At 60.4% G+C, this 12,320-nt stretch carries 10 protein-coding genes; 1 reads left to right on the plus strand and 9 read right to left on the minus strand.

Annotated features, from left to right (window positions below; all coding sequences use genetic code 11):
- Positions 1-47: 47 nt before the first annotated feature.
- The 7 genes from V6F91_RS02160 to flhA all read right to left on the minus strand — a co-directional run bounded on the left by V6F91_RS02160 (position 48) and on the right by flhA (position 8,883).
- Entirely contained in the window at positions 48-2,318 is a 2,271-nt protein-coding gene (locus tag V6F91_RS02160; RefSeq protein WP_332762002.1) for a chemotaxis protein CheA, read from the minus strand.
- A gap of 53 nt (positions 2,319-2,371) precedes the next feature.
- Positions 2,372-3,160: a protein phosphatase CheZ gene (locus V6F91_RS02165; protein ID WP_042607546.1), complete on the minus strand. Its 789-nt coding sequence runs from the start codon at positions 3,158-3,160 to the stop codon at positions 2,372-2,374.
- An 18-nt stretch (positions 3,161-3,178) separates the two neighbouring features.
- Positions 3,179-3,550, minus strand: a complete 372-nt coding sequence (locus V6F91_RS02170; protein WP_008072643.1) for a chemotaxis response regulator CheY — start codon at positions 3,548-3,550, stop codon at positions 3,179-3,181.
- Positions 3,551-3,717: 167 nt separating this feature from the next.
- Positions 3,718-4,458 (minus strand): RNA polymerase sigma factor FliA, encoded by a 741-nt coding sequence (gene fliA / locus V6F91_RS02175; protein WP_016771059.1) that lies wholly within the window; start codon positions 4,456-4,458, stop codon positions 3,718-3,720.
- Positions 4,455-5,285, minus strand: coding sequence for a flagellar synthesis regulator FleN (fleN, locus tag V6F91_RS02180; RefSeq protein ID WP_016771060.1), 831 nt, complete (start codon positions 5,283-5,285; stop codon positions 4,455-4,457). The genes fliA and fleN overlap by 4 nt, the downstream gene beginning before the upstream one ends.
- A gap of 116 nt (positions 5,286-5,401) precedes the next feature.
- On the minus strand, positions 5,402-6,742 hold the full coding sequence (gene flhF, locus V6F91_RS02185; RefSeq protein WP_332762004.1) for a flagellar biosynthesis protein FlhF: 1,341 nt from the start codon (positions 6,740-6,742) through the stop codon (positions 5,402-5,404).
- 11 nt (positions 6,743-6,753) lie between these two features.
- The gene (gene flhA, locus V6F91_RS02190) at positions 6,754-8,883 is read right to left on the minus strand and encodes a flagellar biosynthesis protein FlhA (RefSeq protein WP_332762005.1); all 2,130 of its coding nucleotides are present in this window, start codon (positions 8,881-8,883) and stop codon (positions 6,754-6,756) included.
- Between the two features lie 624 nt (positions 8,884-9,507).
- Here flhA and V6F91_RS02195 point away from each other — a divergent pair.
- Complete coding sequence (locus tag V6F91_RS02195; RefSeq protein WP_332762006.1) at positions 9,508-9,867, plus strand: DUF6124 family protein; 360 nt, start codon at positions 9,508-9,510, stop codon at positions 9,865-9,867.
- A gap of 524 nt (positions 9,868-10,391) precedes the next feature.
- Here the strand turns inward: V6F91_RS02195 and flhB are convergent.
- Positions 10,392-11,531: a flagellar biosynthesis protein FlhB gene (gene flhB / locus V6F91_RS02200; protein ID WP_332762007.1), complete on the minus strand. Its 1,140-nt coding sequence runs from the start codon at positions 11,529-11,531 to the stop codon at positions 10,392-10,394.
- Positions 11,532-11,534: 3 nt separating this feature from the next.
- Positions 11,535-12,320 carry a flagellar biosynthetic protein FliR gene (gene fliR / locus V6F91_RS02205; protein ID WP_332762009.1) on the minus strand — a complete coding sequence of 262 codons (786 nt, stop codon included), beginning with the start codon at positions 12,318-12,320 and terminating at the stop codon, positions 11,535-11,537.

Raw genomic sequence — 12,320 nt, forward strand, 5'->3', positions numbered from 1 at the left:
ACACTCCATTAGGTGCAGCGGGACGTCAGCGCCCCGCCGCCCCGGATTCAAATACGCCGTGCGGCGTAACGCTTGAGCATGCTTGGAACATCGAGAATCAGTGCAATGCGGCCGTCACCGGTGATGGTGGCGCCGGACATGCCCGGAGTGCCCTGCAGCATTTTGCCCAATGGCTTGATGACCACTTCTTCCTGACCGACCAGTTGATCGACGACAAAGCCGATCCGCTGAGTGCCCACCGAAAGGATCACCACATGGCCTTCACGCTGCTCTTCGTGAGCGGCGGAGCTGACCAGCCAGCGCTTGAGGTAGAACAATGGCAGCGCCTTGTCGCGCACGATCACCACTTCCTGACCGTCGACGACGTTGGTGGTCGACAGGTCGAGGTGGAAGATCTCATTGACGTTGACCAACGGGAACGCGAACGCCTGGTTGCCGAGCATGACCATCAGCGTCGGCATGATCGCCAGGGTCAGCGGCACCTTGATGACAATCTTCGAGCCCTGGCCCTTGGTCGAGTAGATGTTGATCGAACCGTTGAGCTGGGAAATCTTGGTCTTCACCACGTCCATGCCGACACCGCGGCCGGACACGTCGGAGATCTCGGTCTTGGTCGAGAAACCCGGGGCGAAAATCAGGTTGTAGCACTCGGTATCGCTCAGGCGATCGGCCGCGTCCTTGTCCATCACCCCGCGTTTTACCGCGATCGCACGCAGCACGTTCGGGTCCATGCCTTTGCCGTCGTCGGAAATCGACAGCAGGATATGGTCGCCTTCCTGCTCGGCCGCCAGCACCACGCGACCGCCACGGGCCTTGCCCGACGCTTCGCGTTCTTCCGGCGACTCGATGCCGTGGTCGACGGCGTTGCGTACCAAGTGGACCAGCGGGTCGGCCAGGGCCTCGACAAGGTTTTTATCGAGGTCGGTTTCTTCACCCACCAGTTCCAGGTTGATCTCTTTCTTGAGCTGACGAGCGAGGTCGCGAACCAGACGCGGGAAGCGCCCGAAGACTTTCTTGATCGGCTGCATCCGCGTCTTCATCACGGCGGTCTGCAGATCAGCAGTGACCACGTCGAGGTTCGACACGGCCTTGGACATGGCTTCGTCGCCGCTGTTGAGGCCCAGGCGCACCAGACGGTTACGCACCAGCACCAGCTCGCCGACCATGTTCATGATCTCGTCGAGCCGCGCGGTGTCGACCCGTACGGTGGTCTCGGCTTCGCTCGCCGGTTTTTCCGCAGGCGGCGCGGCAGGCGCACGGGCCGGAGCCGGTGCAGCAGCGGCCGGTTTCGGCGTTTCAGCTTTTGGCTCAGGCTTGGGCGCAGCTTTTGGCGCAGCAGCGGCAGCAGCCGGAGCCTTGGCGGCCGGCGTGGCAACGCTTGATGCGGAGCCCGCCGTCGCGGCGCTGGCGTCAAACTTGCCTTTGCCGTGCAATTCGTCGAGCAGCGATTCGAATTCGTGATCGCTGATCAGGTCGCTGCCGGCTGCGGCGGCGGCCGGTGCAGCAGGTGCAGCCGGGGCCGAAGCGATTGCCGACTCCAGCGCATCGACAGCAAAGTTGCCCTTGCCGTGCAGCTGATCAAGCAGAGCTTCGAATTCATCGTCGGTGATATCGGAGCTGTCGCCCTTGGCCGGTGCGGCGGGAGCCGCCGCAGTCGGTGCTACCGCGTCCACCGCAAACTGGCCTTTGCCGTGCAACTGATCGAGCAACGACTCGAACTCGGCGTCGGTGATTTCATCACTGGCCGGCACATCGGCGGCTGGCGCAGGGGCAGCAGCGGCCGGGGCTTCGGCTTCGGCCTTGACGGCGTTCAGCGAGTCCAGCAACTGCTCGAATTCGTTATCGGTGATGTCGCCGGATGCGTCGCCTTCGACGACCAGTTCCTCGATCATCTCAGCCACTGGCGAAGCCGGGGCTTCGTCAGCGGTTTGCGGCTCGGCCAGACGCGCTAGCGCCGCCAGCAGCTCCGGCGTGGCCGCAGTGATCGGCGCACGCTCGCGGACTTCGCTGAACATGCTGTTCACCGCGTCCAATGCCTCGAGCACGACGTCCATCAGTTCTGCATCAACGCGACGCTCACCCTTGCGCAGGATGTCGAACACGTTTTCGGCGATGTGACAGCACTCCACCAGCTCATTGAGCTGAAGGAAGCCGGCGCCCCCTTTTACAGTGTGGAAACCGCGAAAAATTGCATTGAGCAGATCTGCATCATCCGGGCGGCTTTCCAGCTCGACCAGTTGTTCGGACAGTTGCTCAAGAATCTCGCCGGCCTCAACCAGGAAATCCTGAAGGATCTCTTCATCGGCGCCGAAGCTCATTAATGGGGTGCTCCTACAGGTCTAAAAACCCAAAAAACCCGAATTCCGAAAATCTAGAATCCAAGGCTGGATAACAAATCGTCCACATCGTCCTGACCGGACACAACGTCTTCTCGTTTATCGGCATGAATCTGCGGACCTTCACCCTGCGAGAGATGTTTTTGTGGATCTTTTTCGGCAAGCATCGCGGCACGGTCATGTTCGATGCCCGCAAAGCGGTCGACCTGACTGGCCATGAGGACGAGTTTGAGCAGATTGCTTTCGACTTCGGTGACCAGTTGGGTCACGCGCTTGATCACCTGACCGGTGAGGTCCTGGTAATCCTGGGCCAGCAGGATGTCGTTGAGATTGCTCGACACCGCACGGTTGTCCGTGCTGCTGCGTGACAGAAAACCGTCGACCCGGCGCGCCAGCTCGCGGAACTCTTCAGCCCCGACCTCGCGACGCATGAAGCGACCCCAATCGGCGCTCAACGTCTGGGCTTCATCGGCCAGACTGTTGACCACCGGCGTGGCGCTTTCCACCAGATCCATGGTGCGGTTGGCCGCGGCTTCCGTCAGCTTGACCACATAGCCCAGACGTTCGGTGGCGTCGGTGATTTGCGACACTTCCTCGGCCTGCGGCATGTGCGGATCGATCTGGAAATTGACGATCGCACTGTGCAGTTCACGCGTGAGCTTGCCCACTTCCTGATACAGGCCACGGTCACGGGTCTGATTGAGCTCATGGATCAGTTGCACCGCGTCGCCGAACCTGCCCTTTTCAAGGCTCTCGACCAGTTCGACCGCGTGTTTTTTCAGGGTCGATTCAAAATCGCCCTGTGAAGATTCGTTATGCTCCATAGCTCCCCCGCGCGTTCATCAGCCGATGCGTTCGAAAATCTTCTCGATTTTGTCTTTCAACGCCTGAGCCGTGAAAGGTTTGACCACGTAGCCGTTCACACCGGCCTGAGCGGCTTCGATGATCTGTTCGCGCTTGGCTTCAGCGGTCACCATCAGCACCGGCAGGTGCTTGAGTTTTTCATCGGCGCGCACGTGGCGCAGCAGGTCGATACCGGTCATGCCCGGCATGTTCCAGTCCGTTACCAGAAAGTCGATGCTGCCGCTGTTGAGTACCGGAATGGCGGTGATGCCATCGTCGGCCTCGACAGTGTTGGTGAACCCAAGATCGCGCAGCAGGTTCTTGATGATCCGCCGCATCGTTGAGAAGTCATCAACGATGAGGATTTTCATGTCTTTGTTCAATTCGACCTCCAAGCAGTCTTAAACGCGCCCAGCACCTGGACGCGCCACTTCAATCAATTGGCGCAGCACTGAAAGTTTGTCTGGAGCACAACGGATCGAGACCGGCGCCGCTCATCACTGCACCAGCCTCGTTTCGCAGTGTCCCCACACTGCCTTCAGCGCGCTCGCCACTCCCCCAAACGCCCCCGCAAACGGGCCGCGCACTGGCTGTGTAACTGGCTGACCCGCGATTCACTGACGCCAAGGACTTCACCGATCTCCTTGAGGTTCAGCTCTTCGTCGTAGTACAGCGCCAACACCAGTCGCTCACGCTCCGGCAAATTGGCAATCGCGTCCGCCAGCGCCGCCTGGAAACGTTCATCTTCCAGATCGCGTGACGGCTCCATATGAGCACTGGCGCCATCCTCGTGCAGCCCTTCGTGTTCGCCGTCCTGCAAGAGGTCGTCGAAACTGAACAGGCGGCTGCCCAAAGTGTCATTCAAAATCCCGTAATAATCGTCGAGACTCAATTGGAGTTCGGCCGCAACCTCGTGATCTTTAGCGTCACGGCCGGTTTTAGCTTCAATCGAGCGAATTGCGTCACTGACCATCCGGGTATTGCGGTGAACCGAGCGTGGCGCCCAGTCCCCTTTGCGCACTTCATCGAGCATCGCGCCGCGGATTCGAATGCCCGCGTACGTTTCGAAACTGGCGCCCTTGCTGGCGTCGTACTTGGTCGACACTTCGAGCAGGCCGATCATGCCGGCCTGGATCAGGTCTTCGACCTGCACACTGGCCGGCAACCGTGCCAGCAAGTGATAGGCAATGCGCTTGACCAGTGGCGCGTAACGCTCGATCAACTCGTACTGCGCGTCACGCGCCGACTTCTTGTAAAGATTCATGCCACTGGCGGTCATATCACAGGCCCTGCGGTTTGCTGCACGAGACGCTCGACGAAAAACTCCAGATGGCCGCGCGGGTTGGCCGGCAACGGCCAGGTGTCGACCTTCTGCGCGATGGCCTTGAAGGCCAGGGCGCACTTGGAGCGTGGAAAGGCTTCGTAGACGGCGCGTTGTTTCTGCACGGCCTTGCGCACGCTTTCGTCATACGGGACGGCGCCTACGTATTGTAGGGCGACGTCAAGGAAACGGTCCGTGACCTTGGTCAACTTGGCGAACAGGTTACGGCCTTCCTGCGGGCTCTGCGCCATGTTGGCGAGGACGCGGAAGCGGTTCATGCCGTAATCGCGGTTGAGCAGCTTGATCAGTGCGTAGGCGTCAGTGATCGAGGTCGGCTCGTCACACACCACCAGCAACACTTCCTGCGCCGCGCGGACGAAACTGACTACCGAGTCACCAATACCCGCAGCGGTGTCGATCACCAGCACGTCGAGATTGTCGCCGATGTCGCTGAACGCCTGAATCAGGCCGGCGTGCTGCGCCGGGCTCAGGTGCACCATGCTCTGCGTGCCGGACGCCGCCGGCACGATGCGAATCCCGCCCGGGCCCTGCAACAGCACGTCGCGCAGTTCACAGCGGCCTTCGATGACGTCGGCCAGCGTGCGTTTGGGGGTCAGCCCCAGCAGAACGTCGACGTTCGCCAGACCGAGGTCGGCGTCCAGCAGCATGACCCGACGGCCAAGCTCTGCCAGCGCCAGCGACAAGTTCACTGACACGTTAGTCTTGCCGACGCCACCTTTGCCGCCGGTCACCGCGATCACCTGTACGGGATGCATGCTGCCCATGTTATTTCTTTACCTTGTCTTGCATAGACGGAGGCCACATTACTGGCTGCGCGTTCCGGATCGGAACAATGCGTGGCAGACCATCGATGTAGGTACAAAAACTGTTCATGATTACCTCAGCCAACCTGCTTGGTCGGGCTGTGATAGATATCAGCGAACATGTCAGCCATGGCTTCTTCGCTGGGTTCTTCCTGCATTTGCACGCTGACGGCGCGGCTGACCAGTTGATGACGGCGCGGCAGATGCAGATCATCTGGAATCCGTGGGCCATCGGTCAGGTACGCAACCGGCAATTCATGACTGATCGCCAGGCTCAACACTTCACCAAGACTGGCTGTTTCATCCAGTTTAGTCAGAATGCAGCCGGCCAGCCCGCAACGCTTGTAACTATGATAAGCGGCGGTTAGAACCTGTTTCTGGCTGGTGGTTGCCAGGACCAGATAATTTTTTGAGCGAATGCCACGCCCGGCCAGGCTTTCCAGCTGCATGCGCAACGCCGGATCGCTGGCCTGCAGGCCGGCGGTATCGATCAGCACCACGCGCTTGCGCAGCAGCGGATCGAGCGCCTGCACCAGCGACTGGCCCGGATCGACGTGGGTCACCGGCACATTGAGAATGCGGCCCAAGGTTTTGAGTTGTTCCTGCGCACCGATGCGGAAGCTGTCCATGCTCACCAGCGCGACATTCTGCGCGCCGTACTTGAGCACATAACGCGCCGCCAGTTTTGCCAGCGTGGTGGTCTTGCCCATGCCAGCCGGACCGACCATCGCAATGACACCACCCTCTTCCAGCGGCTCGACTTCCGGCACGGCAATCATCCGTGCCAGATGCGCGAGCAACATGCGCCAGGCCTGACGCGGTTCTTCGATGTCAGTGATCATCGCCAGCAAGTCGCGCGACAGCGGGCCCGACAGACCAATGCGCTGCAGACGGCGATACAGATTGGCTTGCGCCGGGCGGCTGCCCTGCAACTGATTCCAGGCCAGCGTGCCGAGCTGGACTTCCATCAGCTCACGCAGGCTGTTCAATTCAAAGCGCATCGAGTCCAGCGCACGCGGATCGACGCCCGCCGAGGCTTGTGCAGGCGCTGCGGCCGGACGTGGCGGCGCGGCGTAGGTCGGCTCGGTCAACGGCTCGGCGGCGGTCAGCGGCAGGCCGGCCGTCAACGGCAGCCCGGCGAACAACTGCTGATTGGTGTTGCCGTCGGCTTCGCCACGCAGGCTCAATTCGGCCTGAGCGGTGACGATGCGCGACTGGGTCTTGCGCAGCTCGTCCTCGAGTTCCATGTTCGGAACCCGTGGCGCCAGCGCCGACAGTTTGTAATCGAGTGCTGCCGTCAACTCGACGCCGCCGGCAATGCGGCGGTTACCGATGATGGCGGCATCAGCGCCCAGCTCATCGCGAACCAGCTTCATGGCCTGACGCATATCGGCGGCGAAAAAACGCTTAACTTGCATAAACCACTACCTCAGCCGTTGGGCCCTACTGTCGCAACGATGGTCACTTGCTTGTTGTCCGGTATTTCCTGGTAGGCCAGCACATGCAGTCCGGGAACGGCGAGGCGGCCAAAGCGCGAGAGCATCGCGCGGATCGGTCCGGCGACCAACAGGATCACCGGCTGACCTTGCATTTCCTGACGCTGCGCCGCTTCGATCAACGAACGTTGCAGCTTCTCAGCCATGCTTGGCTCCAGCAGAACGCCCTCTTCCGAGCCTTGTCCTGCCTTCTGCAGACTATTGAGCAATATCTGTTCCAACCTTGGTTCCAACGTGATCACAGGCAGCTCGGACTCAGTGCCTACAATGCTTTGGACGATTGCACGGGATACGCCGACCCGCACCGCAGCCACCAACGCGGCGGTATCTTGACTCTTGGCGGCGTTGTTGGCGATCGCCTCGGCGATGCTGCGGATATCGCGCACCGGCACGTGTTCGGCGAGCAACGCTTGCAGCACTTTGAGCAATTGCGACAGCGAAACCACGCCGGGCACCAGCTCTTCCGCCAGTTTCGGCGAGCTCTTGGCCAGCAATTGCATGAGTTGCTGGACTTCTTCGTGGCCGATCAGCTCGCTGGAGTGCTTGTACAGAATCTGGTTCAAGTGCGTCGCAACCACGGTGCTGGCGTCGACCACGGTGTAGCCAAGCGATTGCGCCTGGGCACGCTGGCTGATTTCGATCCACACCGCCTCAAGACCAAAAGCCGGATCTTTGGCGTTGATGCCGTTGAGCGTGCCGTAGACCTGGCCCGGATTGATCGCCAGTTCGCGGTCCGGGTAGATCTCGGCTTCGGCGAGGATCACGCCCATCAGCGTCAAGCGATAAGCACTCGGCGCCAGATCAAGGTTGTCGCGGATGTGCACGGTCGGCATCAGAAAGCCCAGATCCTGCGAGAGCTTCTTGCGCACGCCCTTGATCCGCGCCAGCAACTGCCCACCCTGATTGCGGTCCACCAGCGGAATCAGGCGATAGCCGACTTCCAGGCCGATCATGTCGATTGGCGTGACGTCGTCCCAGCCCAGCTCTTTGGTTTCCATGGCGCGTGCCGGCGATGGCAGCAGTTCTTGCTGACGCTTGACCTCTTCCAGCGCCACGACCTTGGCGACGTTCTGCTTTTTCCAGAACAGGTAGGCGCCGCCAGCGGCCAGCGCGGCCATGCTCAGGAAGGAGAAGTGCGGCATGCCCGGCACCAGGCCCATCACCGCCATCAACCCTGCAGCCACGGCCAGCGCTTTGGGCGAGGCGAACATCTGGCGGTTGATCTGCTTGCCCATGTCTTCCGAACCGGAAGCACGGGTCACCATGATCGCCGCCGCTGTCGATAACAACAGTGATGGCAATTGCGCCACCAAACCGTCACCGATGGTCAACAAGGCGTACACCTTGCCGGCGTCGGCGAAACCCATGTTGTGCTGGAAGATACCGACAGCCATGCCGCCGATGAGGTTGATGAATAGAATCAGCAGGCCAGCGATGGCGTCACCACGGACGAACTTGCTGGCACCGTCCATCGAACCGTAGAACTCCGCCTCCTGGGCGACTTCCTGACGGCGCGACTTGGCCTGATTCTGGTCGATCAGGCCGGCGTTGAGGTCGGCGTCGATCGCCATTTGTTTGCCGGGCATCGCATCGAGGGTAAAACGCGCGCTCACCTCGGAAATCCGCCCGGCACCCTTGGTCACCACGACGAAGTTGATGATCATGAGGATCGCGAACACCACGATACCGACCACGTAGTTACCGCCGATCACCACCTCACCGAAGGCCTGGATCACCTTACCGGCGGCGGCGTGGCCGTCCTGACCGTGGAGCATCACCACCCGCGTAGAGGCCACGTTCAGCGCCAGTCGCAACAGGGTCGCGACCAGCAGAATGGTCGGGAACACCGCAAAATCCAGCGGCCGCAGCGCATACACGCACACCAGCAGGACGACGATGGAAAGGGCAATGTTGAAGGTGAAGAAGACGTCGAGCAAGAACGGCGGCACCGGCAACATCATCATCGCCAGCATGACCAGCAGCAACAACGGCACGCCCAGATTGCCTCGACTGAGGTCGGCAACGTTTGTGCGAGCAGTGTTGAATAACTGAGAGCGATCCACCGGTTTTCCCCGTTCCTTTAAAGCAAACTTTTGACGCCCCGAGTGGGCGCACGGCGGCTATTGCAAGAAGCCTTCCAACTTTTGCCAGTCATTGAAACAGAGGTATTTGACCGAAGATTTTCTGCTGACCGGGCCGGCCCCTTCGCGAGCAAGCTCGCTCCCACATTTGGTCCGTGTCGGACACAAAACCTGCAATCGCTGAAGTTCCCTGTGGGAGCGAGCTTGCTCGCGAAGGGGCCCTTATCTCCGACACAAATTTCTTGATTTAAACGCAGGTGTTTAAAAGACACCTCCAGACACGCCTCCAAGGCTACAAATCCTTGCGCCATTGCCTACAGCCAAGCCAGAATCCGCCGGCTTGTGCGCTTTGGGGTCGGGTTCTATTGTGGTCCGGTCGCTGACGAATCAGCGACCGGGTTTAGCGACTCGAACTCATGTCAAAGGTGCATCAGCGTTCCAGGCTTCGTTGCGGATCTGTATTTTCGCGATTTCGTCATGGTGGCTGTATGCGGGAGACCTCCGGGTCTACCGGTTGCCTTTGACCGGTTCGCTAACCTGCGTACAGCCGCCACCCTTCCTGTTTAGCGACTGGACTTGGCGGCTCCACCACAAAGGAGCGTCACCATGATCAAACCCACCCCCAATCCACCCGCAACCGATCCCACCTCCCCCTACGAATCCCTCGACTCCAGTAAACTCCACGACGCCGCCGACCGCGCCCTCGATCACTACCTCTGCCCGCCCGACTCCCCGCCACCGCCGCGTAAAAAACGCACGATGTACGCCGTGACCGCCGATTTCAAAAACGAGGAACTGCTGGCCAACGCCTGCGAAACTCTCGCCTCGGCCAGAACCATCGCCCATGACTTCGCCAACCTCATCCCCGCATCGCAGCGCAGAACGCTGCTGGGGATTGCGCAACTGATCATGCTTGGGGAATTGGCGGTGAGTCGGGTGCTGGATAATCTGGAGTTGCCGCAGTAGCGCCGCGTTCCACTGATCGCTTGATCGTTCCCACGCTCCTGCGTGGGAATGATCAGAAAAGCCACCACAAACTTCAGGCAAAAAAACCGCCACCCCGTTGTATCAAGATGGCGGTTTTTCGTTTCAGCCGTGTTGGTGGCGAGGGCGAACGGTTGATCAATACCGGAGATTTTCACTTTCCGTTCTTGTTCCGGGCAGTTCGAACTCGACCTCGCCCCCCACTTTGATGTTCGCCTGCCGGGCATCTGGCAATGGGATGCTGAACCTCCTTTGCAGTCAGAAAAAATCCTGTGGCTTCGGCAAAGGAAATACATCGTCCCGAGGGCTTCGGTGTGAGGGTGCCTGTGCCGGCTTTTCATCGTAACTGCTGAAAATACCTTTCATTGTCTTGCTCCCTTGCACTCGCCCGCATGAGTACGTCAGGTTCGCGGTGCCACCTTGCATCAAACTGCAAAATCACCGCGAGCGCACCTGTAAGAGTTGACAGTAAAGGGATATCTAAGAGCAATGCCTGCGCAGCAACGTCAGGAATCGCGACGCAAATCCGGCGGAATCGGCAGGTCATCTTTCAACGGATCCGGCCGCTTGCCCTTGCCCGCGCGGTACTGGCGGATCTGATAGACGTACGCCAGCACCTGTGCCACCGCCAGATACAGCCCGCCAGGAATCTCCTGATCCAGCTCGGTGGAGTAGTAGATCGAGCGCGCCAGCCCCGGTGATTCGAGGAGCATGACATTGTTGGCGACGGCGATTTCGCGGATTTTTAACGCGAGGAAGTCGCTGCCCTTGGCGAGCAGCACCGGTGCGCCGCCCTTCTCCGAGTCGTATTTGAGCGCGACGGCGTAGTGGGTCGGGTTGGTGATGACCACGTCGGCTTCGGGAATCGCTGCCATCATGCGCCGCTGGGACATTTCGCGCTGGGTCTGGCGAATGCGTTGCTTGACCTCGGGGCGGCCTTCCTGGTCCTTGTGTTCGTCGCGCACTTCCTGCTTGGTCATCTTGAGCTTCTTCATGCTCTCCCAGATCTGCACCGGCACGTCGACGGCCGCGATGATGATCAGGCCGCAGGCCAGCCACAGCGTGCTCCAGCCCACCAGCAACACGCTGTGGATGATCGCCATGTCCAGTGGTTCGTGGGCAATGCGCAGCAAGTCGTCGACGTCGGCGGACAGCACCAACAGCGCCACGCCCAAGGTAATCAGAAACTTCGCCAGGGCTTTGAGCAGTTCGACCACAGCCTTGAACGAGAACATCCGTTTGAGGCCGGCGGCCGGGTTCATCCGGCTGAATTTGGGTGCCAGCGAACTTGCCGCGAACAGCCAGCCACCAAGGGAGATCGGCCCGATGATGGCGGCGAGCAACAGGGTTATCATCACCGGCTGAATCGCCAGCAAGGCGATCAACCCTGACTCCAACAGAAAACGGCCCATGGCGCCCTGATCCATGACCACTTCGCGGGACAGGGTGAAGTTCAGGCGCATCACGTCCATCATTTCTTGCGCAAGCATGCCGCCGAAAATCAGCAGCGCAGAGGCGCCAGCCATCATCACGGCGAGGGTGTTGAGCTCTTTGGAACGGGCAATCTCACCCTTTTCACGGGAGTCCTTTTTGCGCTTCTCCGTGGGGTCTTCTGTTTTGTCCTGACCGCTTTCGCTCTCTGCCATGGCTCAGCGCGCCTGTGCCAGTTCGCGTAGCAACTGCAGGGCCTCGCTGGCCAGCGGCTGATACTGGTTGAGAATGTCCGCCAGCCCGACCCAGACAATGAACAGGCCGAGCACCAGGGTCAGCGGAAAACCGATCGAGAAGATGTTCAGTTGCGGCGCGGCGCGGGTCATCACGCCGAACGCGATGTTGACCACCAACAGTGCGGTGACGGCCGGCAACACCAGCAGCAATGCTGCGCCGAGGACCCAACCGAGTTTGCCGGCCAGTTCCCAGTAATGCGCAACCATCAGACCACCGCCGACCGGCAGCGTGGTGAAGCTTTCAGTGAGGACTTCGAACACCACCAGATGGCCGTTCATTGACAGGAACAGCAACGTCACCAGCATGGTGAAGAACTGCCCGATCACCGCCACCGAAACGCCGTTGGTAGGGTCGATCATCGAGGCGAAGCCCATGCCCATCTGCACCGCGACAATCTGCCCGGCCACGGCGAATGCCTGAAAGAACAGTTGCAGGGAAAAGCCGAGCACGGCGCCGACCAGAATCTGCTCGCCGATCAGTAGCAGGCCGCTGAGATCCAGCGGGCTGACGGCGGGCATCGGCGGCAGCGCCGGGGTGATGACCACGGTGATCGCCACGGCGAAATACAGGCGCACGCGCCGCGGAATCAGGGTGGTGCCGAATATCGGCATGACCATCAGCATCGACGCGACGCGAAACAGCGGCAACATGAACGATGCCACCCAGGTACTGATCTGGGTGTCGGTCAGCTGAAGCAGCGATTGCAT

The sequence above is a fragment of the Pseudomonas koreensis genome (assembly GCF_036668835.1).
Taxonomy (GTDB): domain Bacteria; phylum Pseudomonadota; class Gammaproteobacteria; order Pseudomonadales; family Pseudomonadaceae; genus Aquipseudomonas; species Aquipseudomonas koreensis_I.

Bases quoted from the DNA above. Each gene is read 5' to 3' on its own strand.
- fliR (WP_332762009.1), bottom strand. From the start codon at position 12,320: ATGCAATCGCTGCTTCAGCTGACCGACACCCAGATCAGTACCTGGGTG.
- flhF (WP_332762004.1), bottom strand. From the start codon at position 6,742: ATGCAAGTTAAGCGTTTTTTCGCCGCCGATATGCGTCAGGCCATGAAG.
- flhB (WP_332762007.1), bottom strand. From the start codon at position 11,531: ATGGCAGAGAGCGAAAGCGGTCAGGACAAAACAGAAGACCCCACGGAG.
- V6F91_RS02195 (WP_332762006.1), top strand. From the start codon at position 9,508: ATGATCAAACCCACCCCCAATCCACCCGCAACCGATCCCACCTCCCCC.
- V6F91_RS02160 (WP_332762002.1), bottom strand. From the start codon at position 2,318: ATGAGCTTCGGCGCCGATGAAGAGATCCTTCAGGATTTCCTGGTTGAG.
- V6F91_RS02170 (WP_008072643.1), bottom strand. From the start codon at position 3,550: ATGAAAATCCTCATCGTTGATGACTTCTCAACGATGCGGCGGATCATC.
- V6F91_RS02165 (WP_042607546.1), bottom strand. From the start codon at position 3,160: ATGGAGCATAACGAATCTTCACAGGGCGATTTTGAATCGACCCTGAAA.
- fleN (WP_016771060.1), bottom strand. From the start codon at position 5,285: ATGGGCAGCATGCATCCCGTACAGGTGATCGCGGTGACCGGCGGCAAA.
- fliA (WP_016771059.1), bottom strand. From the start codon at position 4,458: ATGACCGCCAGTGGCATGAATCTTTACAAGAAGTCGGCGCGTGACGCG.